Raw genomic sequence first — 20,874 nt, 5'->3', positions numbered from 1 at the left:
GGGGCCGTCGTCCGCGGCGGCCGCCCGTGGCACCCTGGGCGCCATGGACGACGACAACGGCCCGCTCCTCGTGATCGTCGACGCCGCGAACGTCGTGGGGTCGGTGCCCGACGGGTGGTGGCGCGACCGGCGGGGTGCCGCGGAGCGGCTGCGGGACCGGCTGGCCGCCGACGGACTGCCGGGGCACTCCGGACCGGTGGAGGTCGTCCTCGTCGTCGAGGGCGCCGCACGCGGTGTGGGGCCGGTCTCCGGTGTCCGGGTGGAGTCCGCGCCCGGCAGCGGTGACGACCACATCGTCGACCTGGTGGCCCGGTCGGCTGACCGCCCCCGCCTGGTCGTCACGGCCGACCGCGAACTGCGCCGACGGGTCGCCGCGCTGGGCGCCGACGTGACGGGGCCCCGCTCGGTCCGGGCGTGAGCGGTGACGGCGCCCAGGGCGGGCCTCGGGGGCGGACAGACCGCGGCTCGACGGCGGCGACGGCGCGCGGCGGCACGGCACAACGGCGCACGGCCCCGCGTCACCGCCGGGGCGGGAGACGCGGGGCCGTGCGGGGTCGTCAGCGGCCTTCGCCGGGGTCCGGCTTGATCACCCGGCCGACGGGCTCCTCGCGGCGGCCCAGGAGGCTGTGGGAGCGGCCGTACAGGAAGTAGACGACGAAACCGATCACCATCCAGATCGCGAAACGCAGCCAGGTCTCGGCGGGCAGGTTGAGCATCAGCCACAGCGAGGCCAGCACCGAGAGGATCGGCAGGGCCGGCACCCACGGGGTGCGGAAGGCGCGGTGCAGGTCGGGACGGGTCCGGCGGAGGATGATCACGCCGATGGCGACGACGACGAAGGCGAAGAGCGTGCCGATGTTGACCAGTTCGGCGAGTTCGCTCAGGGGTGTGAAACCGGCCAGGACGGCGATGAGCACGCCGAGCAGGATGGTCGGCCGGTGCGGGGTCTTGAACCGCGGGTGGACCTGGGAGAAGAACCGCGGCAGCAGCCCGTCGCGGCTCATCGCGAAGAAGACGCGGGTCTGGCCGAGCAGCAGGATCATGCAGACCGTGGTGAGGCCGACGGCGGCGCCGAAGCTGATGAAGCCGGCGTACCAGGGGTGTCCGGTGGCCTTGAAGGCGTCGGCGAGGGGCGCGGTGACCGACAGCTCGGTGTAGTGCTGCATGCCGGTCACGACGATCGACACCGCCACGTACAGGGCGGTGCAGATGATCAGGGAGCCGATGATGCCGCGGGGCATGTCGCGCTGGGGGTTCCTGGTCTCCTCGGCGGCCGTGGCGACGACGTCGAAGCCGATGAACGCGAAGAAGACGACGGACGCGGCGGTGAAGATGCCCATCACGCCGAAGTTGGACGGCGCCCACCCGAACATGAGCTGGATGAGCGGGGACTGGAGGCCGTCACCCGCCGGCACCTCCTGCGCCTTCGGGATGAACGGGTCGTAGTTGTCGCCCTTGATCAGGAAGGCGCCGGCGATGATCACGACGAGGACGACGGTCACCTTGATGGCGACGACGACCGAGGTGACCCGCGCGGAGAGCTTGGTGCCCAGGACGAGGATGCCGGTGAGGACCAGGACGAGCGCGGCGGCGAGGATGTCGAAGCCGAAGCCGTCGGCCCCGTCCCGGCCGCTGAGGGCTGCCGGCAGATGCCAGCCGGCGTTGTCCAGCAGCGAGGCGATGTAACCGGACCAGCCGACCGCGACCACCGCCGTGCCCAGTGCGAACTCCAGGACCAGGTCCCAGCCGATGGTCCAGGCGGGCAGTTCCCCGAGGGAGGCGTACGAGAAGGTGTACGCGGAGCCGGCCACCGGGACGGTGGAGGCGAACTCGGCGTAGCAGAGCGCGGCGAGCGCGCAGACGACGCCGGCCGCCACGAACGCCAGGGCGACGGCGGGACCGGCGTTGTTCTTGGCGACCGTGCCGGTCAGGACGAAGATGCCGGTGCCGATGATGACGCCGACGCCGAAGACGGTCAGATCGAGCGCGGACAAGGATTTCTTGAGCGCGTGCTCCGGTTCCTCGGTGTCGAGGATGGACTGCTCGATCTTCTTCGTCCGGAAGAGGCTGCTGCTCACGGGTTTACCTCCCACGCTGTGTCGTCCCCGACATGATCGAGAGGGGGCGTAGTGCCTATGCCCCGGCGCGGGCTCATTCACGCAAATGGGCCGGTTCCACCACTCTCCCAGCGGTGAAACCGGCCCGGTCGGGCGTTTCGGCACAGAGCCCGTCACTCGCGCGCGGGTCTCGTCAGTGGCGCGCGAGTGCCCTCAGTCGCGCGCGGCCTCGACCTCGGCGGCCGCCCTGTCGTACCGGCCGTCGAGCCTGGAGACCAGGCCGGTGACCTGGCGGGCGATGTCGGGGGCGGTCAGCCCGATCTCGGCCATGACCTCGGCGCGGGAGGCGTGGTCGAGGAAGCGGGGCGGGATGCCGAAGTCGCGCAGGGGTACGTCGACGCCGGCGTCCCGCAGGGCCTGGGCGATCGTGGAGCCCACCCCGCCGACGCGGGAGTTGTCCTCCACGGTGACGACGACACGGTGGCGCTCCGCGAGCGGGGCCATGGCCTCGTCGACGGGCTTGACCCAGCGCGGGTCGACGACGGTGGTGGAGATGCCCTGCCGGTCGAGGAGGGCGGCGATCTCCAGGCACATCGGGGCGAGGGCGCCCACGGAGACGAGCAGCACGTCGGGCCGGTCGGTGCCCGGCTCCCGCAGTACGTCCATGCCACCGACGCGTCCCACGGCCGGTACGGCGGGTCCGACGGCTCCCTTGGAGAAGCGCACCACGGTCGGCGCGTCGTCGACCTGGACGGCTTCCCGCAGCTGGGCGCGCACCTGGTCCGCGTCGCGCGGGGCGGCCAGCCTGAGGCCCGGCACGACCTGGAGGATCGACATGTCCCACATGCCGTTGTGGGAGGCGCCGTCGGTGCCGGTGACTCCGGCCCGGTCCAGCACGAAGGTGACCCCGCACCTGTGCAGGGCGACGTCCATGAGGACCTGGTCGAAGGCGCGGTTGAGGAAGGTGGCGTAGACCGCGAAGACGGGGTGCACGCCCGCGTGGGCGAGACCCGCCGCGGAGACGGCGCCGTGCTGCTCGGCGATGCCGACGTCGTAGACGCGTTCGGGGAAGGCCTTGGCGAACTTGTCCAGGCCGACCGGCTGGAGCATGGCCGCGGTGATCGCGACGATGTCCTCGCGCTCGGTGCCGAGCTTGACCATCTCCTCGCCGAACACGGAGGTCCAGTCGGCGCCGCTGCTGGCGATCGGCAGACCCGTGTCGGGGTGGATCTTGCCCACGGCGTGGAAGCGGTCGGCCTCGTCCTGGAGGGCGGGCTGGTAGCCGCGGCCCTTCTCGGTGAGGCAGTGCACGATGACGGGCCCGCCGAAGCGCTTGGCGCGGGCCAGCGCCGACTCCAGGGCCTCGATGTCGTGGCCGTCGATCGGGCCGACGTACTTCAGGCCGAGATCCTCGAACATGCCCTGCGGGGCGATGAAGTCCTTCAGGCCCTTCTTGGCGCCGTGCAGCGTGTCGAAGAGGGGCTTTCCGACGACCGGGGTGCGATCGAGGATCTCCTTGGTCCGGGCGAGGAAACGCTCGTAACCGTCGGTCGTGCGCAGGGTCGCCAGGTGGTTGGCGAGGCCACCGATGGTGGGGGCGTAGGAACGCTCGTTGTCGTTGACGACGATGACGAGCGGGCGGTCCTTGGCCTCGGCGATGTTGTTCAGCGCCTCCCAGGCCATGCCGCCGGTCAGGGCACCGTCACCGATGACGGCCACGACGCGGCTGTCCCGCTTCAGGATCTCGTTGGCCTTGGCGATGCCGTCGGCCCAGCCGAGCACGGTGGAGGCGTGGCTGTTCTCGATGACGTCGTGGTCGGACTCGGCCTGCGAGGGGTAGCCGGACAGACCGTCCTTCATCTTCAGCCGGGAGAAGTCCTGCCGGCCGGTGAGCAGCTTGTGCACGTAGGACTGGTGGCCGGTGTCCCAGAGGACCTTGTCCTTCGGGGACTCGAAGACCCGGTGCAGGGCGATGGTCAGCTCGACCACCCCGAGGTTGGGCCCGAGGTGGCCGCCGGTCTTGGACACGGCGTCGACGAGGAAGGTCCGGATCTCCCCTGCCAGCTGGTCCAGCTCCTCCAGGCTGAGCCGGTCCAGATCGCGCGGTCCCCTGATGCGGGTCAGCAGCGGCACCCGTGCCTCCTTGCGAGTAGAGCTGATCGAGCTGTTGCCGGGCTCGTCGAGTCTAATGTTCCCCCCCGGCGGTCGGCGCCCGCCCCGTGAATCGTGCGTCACGGACCGGCCGTACCGGGATGCGGGCTTCCTCTGACACGGCTGTGCCCGGCACCGGGAGCGGTGCCGGGCACGAGGCGGTCCGCCGGCGGACCGCCGGAGCGCGGCGGATCACGCGACCGGCCACGAAGGACCGGCACGCGCACATCCCACCGCGCCCCGTACGGCGCTCCAGCTCATGGACTAGCCGCGACCGGCGGCCATCTGGCTCCTGCGGGACACGGAGTCGATGACGACCGCGCCGAGCAGGACACCACCGGTGATCATGTACTGGATCGAGGTGTTCATGTTCAGCAGGTCGAGGCCGGTCCGGATGGACTGGATGACCAGCATGCCCAGGAGGGCGGACCAGACGGTGCCGCGGCCGCCGAAGAGGCTGGTGCCGCCGATGACGGCCGCCGCGATGGCGAGCATCAGGGTGTCACCGGCGCCGGCGCTCAGCGACGCGCCCGCGGTCTGACCCGCGAAGAACATGCCGCCGACCGCGGCGAAGCCGCCGGAGATGGCGAACACGGTGATCCGGACCATCGGCACGTTGATACCGGCACGGCGGGCGGCCTCGATGCCACCGCCGACCGCGAACACCTTGCGGCCGTACGTGGTGCGACGGAGCACGAAGTCCACGATCACCAACGCCGCAAGGAAGATCACCAACGCGTTGGAGACACCGGACGCGTTGTTCAGCACGGCGGCGGACACGAACGCCGCGACCGCGAGCAGGCCCACGCGCAGCAGGATCTCGCCGGTCGCGCGGAACGGCACGCCCGCCGCCCGGCGGCGACGCTGCTCACCGAAGTTGCCGATCAGGGACAGCAGGACGGCGAGACCGGCCAGGATGTACGCACCGATGATGGCCTGGTCCATGAAGAAGGAGTTCTGGCCGAACAGGTGGATCGGCCCGGAGTCCGACGGCAGGTTGATCGTGCCGCTGGAACCGAGCAGCCACAGCATCAGACCGTTCCAGGCGAGCAGGCCGGCCAGGGTCACCACGAAGGCCGGTACGCCGATCTTCGCGAAGAACCATCCGTGCAGGGCGCCGATGGCGATACCGGTGAGGATCGTCAGGAGCAGGGAGAACCACGGGTTCATGGAGTGGTCCACCACGAACACGGCGAACAGCGCGGACGCCAGACCGCTGACGGACCCGACCGACAGGTCGATCTCGCCGAGCAGCAGCACGAACACCAGGCCGATGGCGAGCATGCCGGTGGCCGAGAGGAAGAAGCTGATGTTCGAGAGGTTCTCGGCGCTCAGGAACCGGTCGTTCTTGAACTGGAAGATCGTCCAGATGACGATCAGCCCGATGACCACCGGCAGCGAGCCCAGCTCGCCGCCCTTGACCTTGCGCTTGAACTCGGTGACGTAGCCCTTGAGGCCCTCTTCGCGGACCAGCAGGCGCGGGTCGACGACGGTGACCGGTGCGGCCGTGGGGTCGTCGGCGGGGGCGACGGTGTTCTGCTCCTCCACCACGCCCTCGGCCTTCTCGGTCTTGGTGGTGTCGCTCTTCACGGTCTTGGACGTGTCGCTCACTTTGCCGCCTCCGCGGTGCGACGCCCCGCACGACGGGTCACGGCGTTGTCCGTGGCACCCGTGATGGCGGCGATGATCTCTTCGTGGCTGGTGTCCTTCACGGGGAAGGAGCCGTTGTTCTTGCCCAGGCGCAGGACGGCGACGGTGTCGGCGACCGCCTTGACGTCGGCCATGTTGTGGCTGATGAGGATGACACCGAGGTCCCGCTCGCGCAGCCGCTCGACCAGGTCGAGGACCTGCGCGGTCTGCTCGACACCGAGGGCGGCGGTGGGCTCGTCGAGGATGACGACCTTCGGGTCGCCGATCAGCGCGCGGGCGATGGCGACGACCTGGCGCTGACCGCCGGAGAGGCTCGCGATCGGGATGCGCACGCTCGGGATGCGGATGGAGAGGGTGGACAGCAGCTCGCGGGCGTTCTTCTCCATCGTCACCTCGTCGATGGCTCCGCGGCGCAGCAGTTCGCGGCCGAGGTAGAGATTGCCGACCACGTCGAGGTTGTCGCAGAGGGCGAGGTCCTGGTAGACCGTCGCGACGCCGAGGCCCTGCGCGTCATGGGGCCTGGTGATGCTGACCGGCTTGCCCTCCCATTCGATGACGCCCTCGTCGATGGGGTGGACACCCGCGATCGTCTTGACCAGGGTGGACTTTCCTGCGCCGTTGTCGCCCACCAGGGCGACCACTTCTCCGGCGTGGACCTCCAGCTCGACGTCGGTGAGTGCCTGCACCGCACCGAATCGCTTGGAGACTCCGCGCAACGCCAGCACGGGCGTAGCGGACACGTGAACCATCTCCTTCGCCGCCTGACCGGCGGGGATGCCGCGCCGTGAGACAGGCGCGGAAGGGTGTGCGCAACGCCGACGGGTACGGGGCGTTGACGCACAAGGTTTACAAGATGAACATGCGCGAGTCCGCCGCACTTGGCAACGGTTCCGTCCGACGCCCGCCCCGGCAGCGGGGTGTGAAGGTGGGGTGGGCGTCGGAGGGGTCTCACGAGGCCGCTGTGCGGCCGGTGGTCCGGGCCCCAGGGGGCCCGGACCGGATGCGCGCGGAGCGCGCGGTACCGCTACTGGAGGCCGGCGGCCTTGCAGGCGGCGGCGAACTCGGCGGTGCAGATCTCCTGGACCGTGTACAGCTTGTCCGCGATCACCGTGTCCTTGATGTTGGCCTTGGTGACCGACACCGGGGTCAGCAGCTGGGAGGGCACCTTGTCGCCGGAGCCGCTGGTCAGGGTCTGGGTGGCGAGGGACTTGATGTCCTTGCCCTCGAGCAGGTTGACCGCGAGCTGGGCGGCGGCGTCCGCCTCCGGCTTGAAGGCCTTGTAGACGGTGGAGGACTGGGTGCCGGCGACGATGCGCTGGATGCCCGCCAGTTCCGCGTCCTGGCCGGTAAGCGGGATGCCGCTGATCTTCGCGCCCTTGAGGGTGTTGGCGATGCCACCGGCCATGCCGTCGTTGGCGGCGTAGACGCCCACGATCTTCTTCGCGCCCAGCTGCGTGATCGCGGCGGACATCTTCTGCGCGGCGACGGTGTCCTTCCACAGGCCGGACTGCTCGTAGGCGATCTTGACCTTGCCGTCGAGGGCCTTGTGGGCGCCCTCCTTGAACTGGCCGGCGTTCGGGTCGGCGTCGTCACCGTTGATCATGACGACGTTCGCCGTCGGGGTGGCCTTGGAGCCGAGCGCGGCGAGCAGGGCCTGGCCCTGGAGCTCACCGACCTTGACGTTGTCGAAGGAGACGTAGGCCGAGACGGGACCCTGCGCGAGGCGGTCGTACGCGACGACCTTGACGCCCTTGTCCACGGCGGACTTGATGGAGGACTTGATGGCGGCCGAGTCCTGCGCGGAGACGACGATCACCTTGACGCCCTTGGTGACCATGCTGCTCATCTGCTGGGCCTGCTTGGCCGGGTCGGCGGCGGCGTTCGCGTACTGCACGTCGCAGTCGGAGCACAGCTCCTTGACCTTGGCCTCGAAGAGCGGCTTGTCGAACTTCTCGTAGCGCGCCGTGACGCTGTCGGGGAGCAGCAGGCCGATGGACTTGTTGTCGGAGCTGCTGCTGTCGGAGTCGTCGTCGCCCGCCTTGCCGCACGCGGCAATCGACAGGGCCATGGAAACGGCGGTGGCGCCGATCACGACTCTACGCATCGTTGCGTTCATTGGGGTGTGCCTCCCTGACAGGGCCGCAACGCTGCGGCCGAGGTGGCTGGAAGTCAACTCGGCCACACGTGCGACGTCAAGAAGTAAATACTTAACGAGATGGCAACGGCGTCATTCGTTCTCTAAGTGAAGGCAGGTGCGGCGGCCGACAGAGTGCCGTCCAAAAGGGTCGAATCGCCCATCTCGCTGAGTGCGAGAGCGAGCGCTCCGAGCACCTCCGCGCGACCGCCAAGTGCCCCCGGGAAAACGGTGAGTTGCCGTGCCGCACTGGGGATCGCGTAGCGGCCGACGGACTCCCTGATCGGGCCGAGCACCAGCTCACCGGCCTCGGCGAGATCACCGCCCAGGACGACCCGGCTCGGGTTCAACAGGTTGCAGAGATTGGCGACTCCACTGCCGATGTGTCGGCCGACGTCGGCGATCACCCGACGGCAGCCCGGGTCTCCGTCCCTCGCCAGTCGCACGACTCCCTCCATCGTCAGGTCCGTGCCGTGGCTGGACTGGAGGAGCGGCAGCACATAGCGGGCGGCCGTGAAGGTCTCCAGGCAGCCCCGGTTTCCGCAGCGGCAGACGGGGCCGGACTCATCGAGTGTAATATGCCCGATTTCTCCCGCAGTCCCGCCGGGGCCCCGGTAGATCTTCCCGTCGATCACCAGGCCGGCGCCGACGCCGCTCGCGACCTTGATGTAAGCAAGATCACGAACGCCTCGGCCGCTGCCCCAGACCATCTCGCCGAGGGCGCCGAGGTTGGCGTCGTTGTCCACGTGCACGGTCACGCCGAGCCGCCCCCGCAGCTCCTCGGCGGGCTTGGTGCCGATCCAGCCGGGCAGGATCGCGGACGAGCCGAGCGTGCCGGACTCCACGTCGATCGGACCGGGGACGCCGAGACCCACTCCGGCGATCTTCGAACGGTCCACGCCGGTGGCCTCGATCAGGCGGCTGACCAGCTGTTCCGCCCGGTCGAAGCCCTGCGTCGAGGAGGCGTCCACATCCAGCGGCTCGGACTCCTCGGCCAGCACCTGATGGGCGAGATTGCCTACGGCGACCCGCAGGTGCGTATGACCGAAATCCACCCCGATGACGATGCCGGCGTCCCCGCTCAGGCTGACGCTGCGGGCCCTGCGGCCGCCCGCCGAAGTGGGCGTGACCTCGACGGTCCCGCCGTCCTTCAGCTCACGCACGATGTTGGATACGGTCGCCGCGGACAAGCCGGTCGACCGGGCGATCTCCGCCTGCGTGAGGGACCCGGCCAGACGCACGGCGCGTACGACTCGCTCCAGGTTGGCTCGGTGCAGCGACGACTGCGACCCCGGAGTCTCCACGACGACCTCCTGCGCGCGGGACCGCTTCAATGAGGCCCCGTCTATGTCCAACTAGTGAACTCTAAGCTGAGCTGTTCGGGTCGCCTCCCGTCAAGAGGTTGAACACTAATCGCGTTCGTGCACACACCGAACGGTGCCGTTCCCCAAGGAGGGAACGGCACGCGTCCGAGTGGCTGCGGAGTGCTACCGCGGCGTCCAAGTGATCAAGTGGAGGGGGCTACTTCAGCGCCCCCGCGGTCAGCCCCTGCACGACCTGCCGCTGGAAGACGATGTACGCGGCGAGCACCGGCAGCATCGCCATCACCAGGCCCGCGAAGAGACCCGACCAGTCACCCTTGTAGCCCTGGCTGACGGCCAGCTGGACCAGTCCCTGGGTGAGGACGCGCTTGTCGGGGTCGGTGTTGAGGACCGTGGGGAGCATGTACTGGTTCCACTGGCCCAGGAAGTTGAAGATCCCCACACTGATCAGGCCGGGCTTGGCCATCGGCAGCATGATCTGGAAGAACGTACGGCTGTGGGAGGCGCCGTCGACGCACGCCGCCTCCGCCACCGACGAGGGCAGTGTGCGGAAGAACGCCGTCAGGAAGAACACCGTGAACGGCAGCGAGTAGGCGATGTAGACCAGGACCAGGCCGTGGATGGTGTTCAGCAAACCCATGTTGTTCACCACGTAGAACAGCGGGACCAGCGCGAGCATGATCGGAAAACTCATGCCGCCGACGAACAGGTAGTAGACGAAACGGTTCCCGGGGAAGTCGAACCGGGCCAGGACGTACGCCGCCATCGAGCCGAGCACCAGGGTTCCGATGAGCGAACCCCCCACCACCAGAACGGTGTTGAGGAAGTAGTCGCTCATGTTGGCCTCGGTCCAGGCCCGCGACCAGTTGTCCAGGTGCAGCGTGTCGGGCAGCGACCAGGGCGATCCGAAGATGGAGCTGTCGTCCTTGAAGGAGGTCATCACCGCCCACAGCAGCGGCAGCACGACCATCACCGCCCACAGGACGAGGATGCCGTGCGAGAAGGCGTTGAGGACCTGCCCCTCCTTCTTCGGCGGGGGCGGAGCGCCGGCCCCCGGCGCGTCCGCCTTCGTGACCCGAACGGGCGCCGGAGGTTCTGCGGTCTTCTCGATGCTCATGATCAGTACTCCAGCCGCTCGCGCCGGCCCAGCCGCATCACCAGCGCGGCGAAGGCCAGCGTCACGACGAGCAGGGCGACTCCGACAGTGGTGGCGTAGGCGGCCTGACCGTCACGGAACGCCTTCTGGTACACGTAGAGGACCATGACGGTGGTCGAGTAGTCGGGGCCGCCCGGCCCGGTCGTCATGATCTGGACGACCGCGAACGACTCCGCGCCGAGCGCGAGGATGCCCATGTAGACCCAGCCGGACTGCACGGTGTCCCACAGCAGCGGCAGGGTGATGCGGAAGAACGTGGTCGCCCGGCCGGCGCCGTCGAGCAGTGCCGCCTCGTACAGGTCCGCCGGGATCGACGCCATGCCCGCGGAGAACAGCACCACGAAGAAGCCGACCGTGGACCAGACGAGCACCGCCATCACGCACCACAGCGCCAGACCGGGGTCGCCCAGCCACAGCGGTTGCACGCCGTCCAGGCCGATGCCCCGCAGCAACGAGTTGATGGCGCCGCTGTCGGGGTTGTAGGCGAAGGCGAACAACAGGGCCACGATGGCGATCGACAGCACCTGCGGAAAGAAATACACGATCTTGTAGAAGGACGAGCCGCGGACGCCGGAAATGACCGGGCCGCCCCTCCTCTTCCGTCCACCCACATTGATCATGAAGGCGAAGAACAGCGCCAGACCGATCGTCACCAGCGGCAGCACGACCGCGAACATCAAGCTGTGCTGCAAGGACTTCCAGAAGATCTCGTCGTCCAGCATCCTCCGGTAATTGTCCACGCCGACCATCTCGAACTCGGGGCTCAGACCGGTCCAGTCCGTGAACGAGTAGTAGATGGACTGGATGAACGGCCACACCACGAAGAGCGCGTACAGTCCCAGGGGCAGCGCCAGGAACCCCACGATGAACCGGTACTTGCCGTGCTGCATCGCCACTCCGGTGTCGTGATAATGCCGGTCACTGGTGCTTGTAGTGCTTGATCGAGGAGTCCTTGGCCGCCTCGTCGGCGTAAGCCTGGATCTTCTTGATCGCCTCCGCCGGGGTGAGCCGGCCGGCCATCATCTCGCCGAGGCCCGAGACCCCGATCTTCTCCTTCTGCAACTGCACGTACCAGTCCTGGATTCGCGGATTCACCACGTTCTGGCCCGCCTTGTCCAGGGCGGCGACACCCGACTTGAGGCCGGGGGTGAGCGAGATGCCGTCGGTGCCGCCGTTGTACGCGGTCAGCGACTTGACCTTGGTGGTGAAGTTCTTCGAGGACGCCTCGCTGAGCATGATGCGCAACTGCTCCATGCCGCCGGCCGGGTTCTTCGCCTTGGCCGGGACGACGAACGGCTCACCGCCGGACGCCCAGATGGTGCCGAACGGCAGCTTGTCCGAGCTGTCGAGACCGGTGGGCGCGGAGACGGCGAGGTCGAAGTCGGCGGGGATGACGTTCGCCGACTCGTTCTCCACCCAGGAGCCGTTGGGGATGAACAGCGCCTTGCCCTTGGCCCACGCGGTCTGCGACTGGATGTGGTCCAGACCGGGGGTGCCGCGGAGGATGTAACCCTTCTTGTACAGCTCGTAGTAGGCGTCGAAGCACGCCTTGACCGCCGGGTGCTTCCAGGCGTTCGGCTCCAGGTTGTCGATGGCGTCGAGGACTTCGCGGCCGCCGACCTTGCCGATCATCGGGTACAGCGAGAACGGCACGTAGTACGGGTACTTGCCCGCGTACGTCCAGCCCGCCATGCCCTTCTTCTTGGCCTTCTCGCAGACCGCGAGCATCTCGTCCCAGGTCTCGGGGTACGTGGCGTCCAGCGAGTCGAGGGCCTTCTGCGAGTACCAGACGCCGTACACCGTGTAGGCGTAGTACATGATCCACACCGGGTCGCCGTCGAACTGGCCCATCTCCACGATGCCGGGGCGCAGCGTGTCGCGGACCTTCTTCGCCGGGTCGTCGTAGGACGGGGCGTCCAGCAGCGAGGTCAGGTCGGCCAACTGGTTCTTGCCGACCAGGACGCCCATGTCCATCTGCTCGGCGCCGGAGTTGTCGATGAGGTCGGGCGGGGTGCCCTGGTTGAAGCGGGGCTGGAGGGTGGACTGGATCTTCTGGGTGGCCGAGAACTTCACCTTGGCCTTCGGGAACTTCTGTTCGTAGATCTTCACGGCGTCCTCGGCGTACTCCTTGCCGAAACCGCCGTCGAACAGGACGAATTCCATCTGGGCCGTGTCATTCACGCCGAGCGGGTTCTTCTCGGTCTTCCTGCCGGCCTCGGGCTTGTCCCCGTCGCCGTCACCCCCGCTGCTGGCACAGGCGGAGAGGAAACCCACCGTGGGGACGGCGATCAGTCCGAGTGCGGCCGATCTCTTGATCACATCACGGCGGCCGACATCTTTCGCAACGCGGTTCTCGGCCGAATCGGACGCAGAAGTGGATCCCATGCTCAAGTCCTCGCCTTCTCCAGGACTCAGGCGGTGAACCGGATCCTTCCCGGCACCGCGGTCAGGTCAAGCAGGGTCGTGCGGACGGGTGAATCGCCGACAGGTATAGTCCACTTCCCGCCACCGGACAAGATCGAATGCAAGGTTGGCCATGGGTCTTTTCCGAGTTGAGACCTGGCGGAAATACCCACGCGCCGTGACCGGTAGGCCGGAAAATCGCCGGACTCGAGCCCGCGGAGGACTCGGGGCGGGCCCACGACGGACGCCTCACGGGACCCGCGGAGGTCACTTCGCAGGACTCGGGTGGCGCGGTCAACATCCTTGACATCCCTCGCCACTTGGCCACCTACTGATTTCTGCGCGCCGATGAGGACAACGTTGTCCGGCGCAGGGAGGGTGCTCGCGGATGCAGCTTTTCGAGGTTCGGTCGAGGTGGATCGGATGGAGACGGGCGGTCGTGTGCACGGCCGCTCTCGTCATGGCGGCGGGCACTCCGGGGGCGGCTGTCGGCCTGCCGGACCGGGGGCCGGACCGAGGACCGGCGGCCGACCGGGAGTTCACCTCCTCGTTCGAGAACGACGATCGCGCTCCCGACTGGCGGAGCACCGTCGAGTCGGTGCCGGGCGGCGGCAAACGGGCGTCGGGGGTCGACGGCGGCTACGGCGGCGGACTCCCCGGTGATGTGACCGACCGCATCACGGACGTCCGGGCGAGTGCGGAGAACACGGCCGGCGGCGAGGTGAAGGAGAACCTCGTCGACGGCGAGGCGGGCACCAAGTGGCTGGCCTTCGAGCCCAGCGGCTGGGTGGAGTTCGACCTGCCGGAGCCGGCGGCGGTCACCGCCTACGCGCTGACCTCCGCCAACGACGCCGCCGGGCGCGACCCCGCGGACTGGACTCTGAAGGGCTCGGCGGACGGCACCGACTGGACGACCGTCGACAGCCGCTCCGGGGAGACCTTCGACAAGCGGTTGCAGACGAAGACGTACCCGCTCGGCGCCCCGGCCTCCTACCGGCACTTCCGGCTGGAGGTCACGAAGAACCACGGTGCCGGGATCCTCCAGCTCGCCGATGTGCGGTTCGGCACCGGTGGCGACGGTGATCCCGTTCCGCCGGACATGCTGACCGTCGTCGACCGCGGGCCGAGCGGTTCCCCCACCGCCAGGGCGCGGGCCGGCTTCACGGGGCTGCGCGCGCTGCGCTACGCCGGGCGGCACACCGCCGAGGGCCCCGGCTACTCGTACAACAAGGTCTTCGACGTGAACGTGCGGGTCTCCTCGCGCACCCGGCTCGCGTACCGGATCTTCCCGGCGATGGCCGAGGGGGACCTGGACTACGCGGCGACGAACGTCTCGGTGGATCTGGCGTTCACGGACGGGACGTACCTGAGCGGGCTCGGGGCGACCGACCAGTACGGCTTCGCGCTGTCACCGCGCGGGCAGGGCGCGGCCAAGTCGCTGTACGTCAACCAGTGGAACGACGTGGTCGCGGGGGTCGGCTCGGTGGCCGCCGGGAAGACGGTCGACCGGATCCTCGTCGCGTACGACTCCCCCGGTGGGCCCGCGCGGTTCCGGGGCTGGGTGGACGACATCGCGCTGCGCACGGCCGCGCCCGAGGTCCCGAAGGCGCACCCGTCGGACTACGCGGTGACCACCCGCGGCACCAACTCCAGCGGGAGCTTCTCGCGTGGCAACACCTTCCCGGCGACCGCGGTGCCGCACGGATTCAACTTCTGGACCCCGGTGACCAACGCCTCCACCCTGGGCTGGCTGTACGACTACTCCCGTGCGAACAACGCCGACAACCTGCCCACGATCCAGGCGTTCAGCGCGAGCCACGAGCCGAGTCCGTGGATGGGTGACCGTCAGACGTTCCAGGTGATGCCGTCGGCGGCGGCCGGCGTTCCGGACACCGGTCGGACGGCGCGGGCCCTGCCGTTCCGGCACGCGAACGAGACGGCCCGGCCGTACTACTACGGCGTGCGGTTCGAGAACGGGCTCAGGGCGGAGATGGCGCCGACCGATCACGCGGCGGCGTTGCGTTTCACCTATCCGGGTGAGGACGCGAGCGTCGTCTTCGACAACGTCACCGACCAGGCCGGCCTGACGCTCGACGCCGAGAACGGCGTGGTGACCGGCTACTCAGACGTGAAGTCGGGGCTGTCCACGGGCGCCACCCGGCTGTTCGTGTACGGCGAGTTCGACGCGCCGGTGACGGACGGATCCTCGAGCGGGGTCAAGGGGTACCTGCGGTTCGACGCGGGCCACGACCGCTCGGTCACCCTGCGTCTGGCGACCTCCCTGATCGGCGTCGACCAGGCCCGGGACAACCTGCGTCAGGAGATTCCGGAGGGGACCGCCTTCGAGACGGTCCAGCGGCGCGCCCAGCGGCAGTGGGACCGGCTCCTCGGCACGGTGGAGGTCGAGGGCGCCACCTCGGACCAGCTGACGACGCTGTACTCCAACCTGTACCGGCTGTACCTGTACCCCAACTCGGGTTTCGAGAAGGTCGGTTCGACGCACAAGTACGCCTCGCCCTTCTCGCCGATGCCGGGGCCGGACACCCCGACGCACACCGGCGCGAAGATCGTGGACGGCAAGGTGTACGTCAACAACGGTTTCTGGGACACCTATCGGACGACCTGGCCGGCGTACTCGCTCCTGACGCCGAAGCGGGCGGGCGAGTTGGCGGACGGGTTCGTGCAGCAGTACAAGGACGGCGGCTGGACCTCGCGCTGGTCGTCCCCGGGGTACGCCGACCTGATGACCGGCACCTCCTCGGACGTCGCGTTCGCGGACGCGTACGTCAAGGGCGTCGGCCTGGACGCGAAGTCGGCGTACGACGCGGCGGTGAAGAACGCGACGGTCGTGCCCCCGTCCTCAGGCGTGGGGCGCAAGGGCATGGCGACCTCGCCCTTCCTCGGCTACACCGGCACGGAGACCCACGAGGGCCTGTCCTGGGCGCTGGAGGGCTACCTCAACGACTACGGGATCGCCCGGATGGGACAGGAGCTGTTCCGGAGGACGGGCGAGAAACGCTACAAGGAGGAGTCGGAGTACTTCCTCAATCGCGCGCAGGGCTATGTGCACCTGTTTGATGCGGCAGCCGGCTTCTTCCAGGGCCGGGACGCCAAGGGCGACTGGCGGGTGGAGTCGTCGACCTACGACCCCCGCGTGTGGGGATACGACTACACCGAGACGAACGGCTGGGGTTACGCCTTCACCGCCCCGCAGGACAGCCGCGGCCTGGCCAACCTCTACGGTGGCCGCGACGGCCTGGGGCAGAAGCTCGACACCTATTTCGCGACCCCGGAGACCGCCTCCCCCGAGTTCGTGGGCTCCTACGGCGGCGTCATCCACGAGATGACGGAGGCACGGGATGTGCGGATGGGCATGTACGGGCACTCCAACCAGGTGGCCCACCACGCCATCTACATGTACGACGCGGCCGGGCAGCCCTGGAAGGCGCAGGCCAGGGTGCGCGAGGCACTGGCCCGGCTGTACACCGGGAGCGCGATCGGGCAGGGCTACCACGGCGACGAGGACAACGGCGAGCAGTCGGCCTGGTACCTCTTCTCCGCGCTCGGCTTCTACCCGCTGGTGATGGGCAGCGGCGAGTACGCGGTCGGCTCCCCGCTGTTCAAGAAGGCCACCGTCCACCTGGAGAACGGCGAGGACCTGGTGATCCGGGCTCCGAGGAACAGCGCCCGGAACGTCTACGTACAGGGCCTCAGGGTCAACGGCCGTCCCTGGACGTCGACTTCCCTCCCCCACTCGCTGCTCGCGAAGGGCGCGGTCCTCGACTTCGACATGGGCCCCCGACCCTCGGCGTGGGGCAGCGGGAAGGGCGCCGCACCGGTGTCCATCACCAAGGACGACAAGGTGCCGGTCCCGCGCGCGGACGTACTCGCGGGCGGTGGCGCCCTGTTCGACGACACGTCGGCGACGGGGACCGAGGTGTCGGGTGCGGTGGAACTGCCGGTCGGCACCGCCGAGAGGGCCGTCCAGTACACGCTCACCTCCTCCGGGCAGGCCGACGCACCGACGGCCTGGACACTTCAGGGCTCGACCGACGGCGTGACCTGGACCGACCTGGACCGCCGCTCCGGCGAGTCGTTCCGCTGGGACCGGCAGACCCGGGCGTTCTCGATCGCACGCCCGGGCTCGTACCGGCACTACCGGCTGACCTTCGACGGCCGGGCCGCGGTCACGGAAGTCGAGCTGTTGTCGTGATCGGAAAACGACGGCACGTACCAGGTGTACGCCGTCGTCGCTGACTCCGTACGCTCCTCCCCGTCGAGGGCGTCTCCTTCGCCCGCGCACGCGCCCGCCCCCTTCGGCGCTCGGCTCGCGCGACACCGTCCGCCCGCCGGGCGGCGCGTGCACGGCGTTCAACCGGTAGGGGAAGCAGACCGGCGAACGGTTGCCCCGAGGAGACGCACGCGTCGCCGTGCCCTGGCCACGCGGGCGAGGCGGGCAGGGGCGTCGGCAACTGGTGTCGCCGGACGGGCGGTCACGGACCGAGGGGCAGGTCCGTGACCGCCCGGTGGGAGCGGAACGCAGCGAGAGGCGCAGGGTCCCGCGGCCGACGCGGTGGCGGTGGCGGTGGCGGTGGCGGTGGCGGTGGCGGTGGCCAGGAAAATACCTCGACCTGTTCGGCATCCCCGACGAGCGACCGACCATCAAGCACGGGTCGGCAGGGTCACCCGCTTGCCTCTCCTATCGAAAATCGATAGGTTTCCATCGTCGCTCGATGGAAGGAGAGAACATGGGCAAGCTGACCGTGCTCGCGCTGCGGGGTGTGCTCGTGGCACTGCTCGCCGGTTCGGGGTTCTTGCAGGCGGTGATGGTGCCCCTGCTGGGCAGGGATCTGGACGAGGTCGACACGGACCTCGCGTACCCGCCCGCAGCGTTCCTGGTGATCGTCGTGCTGGGCATCGTGACGGCACAGGTCGTCCTGGTCTGCGTGTGGCGCCTGGTGACGATGGTGCGCCGCGGAACCGTCTTCTCCCACGCCGCCTTCCGGTACGTCCACATCGTGATCGGCGCCTTCGTGGCGGCCGCCGCCCTGATGTTCACCCTCGGGGTCCTGCTGGCACCGGGCGAGGCCGTCGCCCCCGGAGTCGTCCTGCTGATCGGCGGCGTCGTCATGGCGATCCTGGGGGTGGCGCTCGTCGTGCTCGTGCTGCGCATGCTGCTCGCCCAGGCCGTGGCACGCGACATCGAGGCGGCGCAGATGCAGGCCGAGCTGGCGGAGGTGATCTGATGCCGATCGCCGTCGACATCGACGTGATGCTGGCCAGGCGGAAGATGTCCGTGGGCGAACTCGCGGAGCGCGTCGGGATCACACCCGCCAACCTGGCCGTCCTCAAGAACGGCCGCGCCAAGGCGGTGCGTTTCTCGACACTGGCCGCCCTCTGCGAGGTACTGGAGTGCCAGCCCGGGGATCTGCTGCGCTGGGAGGCCGAGGTGGGGAGCGGGGCCGCATCAGCGACCGAGGCCGCTGTCGGCGCGGACGGCTGACGTCACGCGCCGCGTTCCCGCCCCCCCCAATCCCGGCAACACCGGGCCGGAGCGGGGTGAACCGTCACGGCCCGGTGCGTTCCGGTGCGCCCCCATGCGTTCCGGGGACTCCCCGGAACCCCGAGGGCTTCGAGGCTCCGGGGAGTCCCGCTTCCGGCACGAGCCGGGTGCAACGGCTCAACCGACCCGGCAGGGAAGGGTCGTCGCGCTGTCACCGCCGGGTCCTGAGACGACATATCCGAAGGTCGCGCTCTGGCCCGGACTCAAGGAGCCGTTCCAGTGGGCGTTGTGCACCATCACCGCCTGGCCGTTGTACGTGGCGTTGCCGTTCCAGAGGCTGTCCACCTTCTGACCTGAGGCCAGCGTCCAGTCGACCATCCAGCCGAGCATCGGGATGTCGCCGGAGTTGGTGACGGTGACCTCGGACTGGTAGCCGCCGCTCCAGCTTCCCGTCGTCCTGCGGGTCGCCGTGCAGGTGCCGGGGACGGGCTCGGTCGGGTTGCCGGGCTCGTGAATGCCGGTCACCTCGCCGTTGCCGCCGTCGAAGACGACGTCGGAGCAGGAGTAGAAGGTCTCGGCACTGTCCGAGCGCTGCCACACCATGTAGATGATGTGCCGCCCCGTCTTGCCGCCGGGCAGCTTGCCGCTCCAGGCGTAGTTCGCCTCGACCGTGCCCGGACTGCCGTTGAGCGGCGGGTGGTCGACACTGAGGAAGGGCCGGTCCTCGATGTCGTCCCAGGTCAGAGCCCGGGCGGGGTCGAAGCCGTCCTTGGTGACGTAGACGTGGAACCAGCCCGGGTGGGCGGCCCAGGCGTTGTAGGAGAAGTCGACGGTCGAGCCCGAGGTGAGGTGGGTGAGCGGCCAGTCGTCGCGGAGTGCGTCGAAACCGGTGAAGTTGGTGTTCCCGCCGCTGCACAACTGCCCGTCGGGCACGAAGCCGCGGGTGCGGCCGGCGCCGTCGGAGCGGAGCACGGAGAACCAGTTGTAGAACGGTGTGGTCCCGCTGACCCGCTGTGCGTTCTTGCAGGCGGGGTTGATCGGCTTGATCTCGCCGGTGTCGGTCAGCCCGTCCTGCCAGCACAGGAAGGTCCGGCTGCCCGGCTTCATGGGAGTGCCGTGCGCTTCGGCCTGGCCGCCCGCCGAGACGATGAGTCCGACGGCGGGGAGGGTGGCGAGGAGGGAGAGGAGGACGAGGAGGAGGGCCTTGGTGCGTAACCTCGCCCTCGCGTTTGTCCTGACCATGACATTCATGACGTCTCGCATGAGTAGTCCGTCCTTCCGTGTACGGACCGTGCGGGCATGGAACGGTGCGAATGCGGGTGCCGACAAGGGTGCGCCGGGGAGGGGGAGGCGGGAGCGGTCCCGGGCGGGTTCCGGTCCACCAAATGGGAGCGCTCCCACCTCACCTGTGCCGGAAGGTAGCGCTAGAGGGCCGACTTGTAAACGGAATCGGCACCGATGCTCGGAATCGGGGACGCGGCGAGGGGCGCGGGCCTCATCCACGGGCCCCGTCGATCCCGCGTTCCCCGCGAGGCGCGAGCCACCTGAGCCCCTGCCGGGGCACCGGTGCGGCATCGGCCGCTGAACGCGTTACGACGGCCGCTCGCCGACGGGCGCGCCGTACCAGCGCCACTGCGTGCGGCGGGGGTGATCCGGGATCTCCGCGCGGCCGGTGGCCCACAGGAGGGTGGGCCAGCGGGGTGTGTCCTTCGGGGCGTCCGGGAAGAGCCTGGTCAGCACCCGGTCGCACAGGTCGGCGTCGGGTGTCCAGCCGAGGCCGAGCCCTTCGGCGACGTCGTGCACGTGCACCAGCGTCTCGACGACGCCCATCGCCGCGAATCCCTCGGGATCGGCCAGGCCGAAGACGTGGTGCGCCCGTACCGTCGGCGGCGTGGTGCGCACGACGGCCGTGAGCAGCGCGCCACACGCCTCCAGGACCTGCGCCAGGCCCGCCGGGCCGGCGGCACGGTCGGCGAAGACGACGTTCGCCGGCCCGCCCGGTGTCCTCCGGTTCCACGCGAACGGCACGTGGGTGTCCGACGGCGGCATCTGCGGACCCAGTTGGGCGGCGTAGGCGAACAGGTCGTCGGCCAGGTGTTCGACGGTCTCCCAGCAGTCCCATTCCAAGGACCCTGCCCTGGCGCCCCAGTTCGCTCCCTGCGCCCCGCGCAGGGTGGTCACGGCCAGACGGACGGCGTACTCGACGTCGTCCGCGGTGACGGGATCGCTCGTGACGGAACCGCTTGCTGCATGTGTTTCGGGCATGGCCGGACCGTATCAACGGCTCTCCCGCCCCGATCAGGGGCCGCCCGTCAGGTGCGTGCGCGGCTGACGGGCTCGGCATGTGCGGCGGCATGGCCGGGGCGTCGCCCGGGCGGGACGGGACCTGGGCGTTCGTCCGGGAGTTCGCCGGCCGTCGGCACCGGGCGACCCCGACGGCCTGAGCAGCGCCATGCGCTCACCGCGGCGACGCGCCCTCTCCCCGCGTGCGCGTCCTG

The 20,874-nt window shown here is 69.3% G+C and carries 15 protein-coding genes; 4 read left to right on the top strand and 11 right to left on the bottom strand.

Features of this window, described 5'->3' with window-relative positions; all coding sequences use genetic code 11:
• The first annotated feature begins 43 nt into the window (after positions 1-43).
• The gene (locus tag ACZ5Y0_RS16450) at positions 44-418 is read left to right on the top strand and encodes a PIN domain-containing protein (RefSeq protein WP_469129346.1); all 375 of its coding nucleotides are present in this window, start codon (positions 44-46) and stop codon (positions 416-418) included.
• A 139-nt stretch (positions 419-557) separates the two neighbouring features.
• Here the strand turns inward: ACZ5Y0_RS16450 and ACZ5Y0_RS16445 are convergent, their stop codons facing one another.
• From ACZ5Y0_RS16445 to ngcE, 9 genes are all read right to left on the bottom strand, one after another.
• On the bottom strand, positions 558-2,078 hold the full coding sequence (locus ACZ5Y0_RS16445; RefSeq protein WP_469129345.1) for an amino acid permease: 1,521 nt from the start codon (positions 2,076-2,078) through the stop codon (positions 558-560).
• A 192-nt stretch (positions 2,079-2,270) separates the two neighbouring features.
• Entirely contained in the window at positions 2,271-4,190 is a 1,920-nt protein-coding gene (gene dxs / locus ACZ5Y0_RS16440) for a 1-deoxy-D-xylulose-5-phosphate synthase (RefSeq protein ID WP_469129344.1), read from the bottom strand.
• 282 nt (positions 4,191-4,472) lie between these two features.
• Entirely contained in the window at positions 4,473-5,819 is a 1,347-nt protein-coding gene (locus tag ACZ5Y0_RS16435) for a sugar ABC transporter permease (RefSeq protein ID WP_469129343.1), read from the bottom strand.
• The gene (locus ACZ5Y0_RS16430) at positions 5,816-6,607 is read right to left on the bottom strand and encodes an ATP-binding cassette domain-containing protein (protein WP_469129342.1); all 792 of its coding nucleotides are present in this window, start codon (positions 6,605-6,607) and stop codon (positions 5,816-5,818) included. The genes ACZ5Y0_RS16435 and ACZ5Y0_RS16430 overlap by 4 nt, the downstream gene beginning before the upstream one ends.
• Positions 6,608-6,882: 275 nt before the next feature.
• Entirely contained in the window at positions 6,883-7,974 is a 1,092-nt protein-coding gene (locus tag ACZ5Y0_RS16425; RefSeq protein WP_469129341.1) for a sugar ABC transporter substrate-binding protein, read from the bottom strand.
• 122 nt (positions 7,975-8,096) lie between these two features.
• Complete coding sequence (locus ACZ5Y0_RS16420; RefSeq protein WP_469129431.1) at positions 8,097-9,296, bottom strand: ROK family transcriptional regulator; 1,200 nt, start codon at positions 9,294-9,296, stop codon at positions 8,097-8,099.
• A gap of 217 nt (positions 9,297-9,513) precedes the next feature.
• A complete protein-coding gene (locus ACZ5Y0_RS16415) occupies positions 9,514-10,431 on the bottom strand; it encodes a carbohydrate ABC transporter permease (protein WP_469129340.1) in 918 nt (305 codons plus the stop codon).
• 2 nt (positions 10,432-10,433) lie between these two features.
• Positions 10,434-11,360 carry a carbohydrate ABC transporter permease gene (locus ACZ5Y0_RS16410; RefSeq protein WP_469129339.1) on the bottom strand — a complete coding sequence of 309 codons (927 nt, stop codon included), beginning with the start codon at positions 11,358-11,360 and terminating at the stop codon, positions 10,434-10,436.
• A 28-nt stretch (positions 11,361-11,388) separates the two neighbouring features.
• Positions 11,389-12,855, bottom strand: coding sequence for an N-acetylglucosamine/diacetylchitobiose ABC transporter substrate-binding protein (ngcE, locus tag ACZ5Y0_RS16405; RefSeq protein ID WP_469129338.1), 1,467 nt, complete (start codon positions 12,853-12,855; stop codon positions 11,389-11,391).
• A 478-nt stretch (positions 12,856-13,333) separates the two neighbouring features.
• Between ngcE and ACZ5Y0_RS16400 the strand changes: the two genes are divergently transcribed.
• The 3 genes from ACZ5Y0_RS16400 (at position 13,334) to ACZ5Y0_RS16390 (ending at position 18,376) form a co-directional block, all read left to right on the top strand.
• Positions 13,334-17,086: a GH92 family glycosyl hydrolase gene (locus tag ACZ5Y0_RS16400; RefSeq protein ID WP_469129430.1), complete on the top strand. Its 3,753-nt coding sequence runs from the start codon at positions 13,334-13,336 to the stop codon at positions 17,084-17,086.
• A gap of 535 nt (positions 17,087-17,621) precedes the next feature.
• Positions 17,622-18,119 (top strand): DUF2975 domain-containing protein, encoded by a 498-nt coding sequence (locus ACZ5Y0_RS16395; protein WP_469129337.1) that lies wholly within the window; start codon positions 17,622-17,624, stop codon positions 18,117-18,119.
• A complete protein-coding gene (locus tag ACZ5Y0_RS16390; RefSeq protein ID WP_469129336.1) occupies positions 18,119-18,376 on the top strand; it encodes a helix-turn-helix domain-containing protein in 258 nt (85 codons plus the stop codon). Before ACZ5Y0_RS16395 ends, ACZ5Y0_RS16390 begins: the two co-directional genes overlap by 1 nt.
• Positions 18,377-18,553: 177 nt before the next feature.
• Here ACZ5Y0_RS16390 and ACZ5Y0_RS16385 read toward each other — a convergent pair whose 3' ends face one another.
• Positions 18,554-19,618: a lytic polysaccharide monooxygenase auxiliary activity family 9 protein gene (locus tag ACZ5Y0_RS16385; RefSeq protein WP_469129335.1), complete on the bottom strand. Its 1,065-nt coding sequence runs from the start codon at positions 19,616-19,618 to the stop codon at positions 18,554-18,556.
• 348 nt (positions 19,619-19,966) lie between these two features.
• Positions 19,967-20,641, bottom strand: a complete 675-nt coding sequence (locus ACZ5Y0_RS16380) for a hypothetical protein (RefSeq protein WP_469129334.1) — start codon at positions 20,639-20,641, stop codon at positions 19,967-19,969.
• Positions 20,642-20,874 lie beyond the last annotated feature (233 nt).

This window comes from Streptomyces sp. NPDC033216, assembly GCF_055577115.1.
The sequence above is the reverse complement of the archived record's forward strand: the minus strand, read 5'-3'. Positions and strand labels throughout refer to the sequence as shown.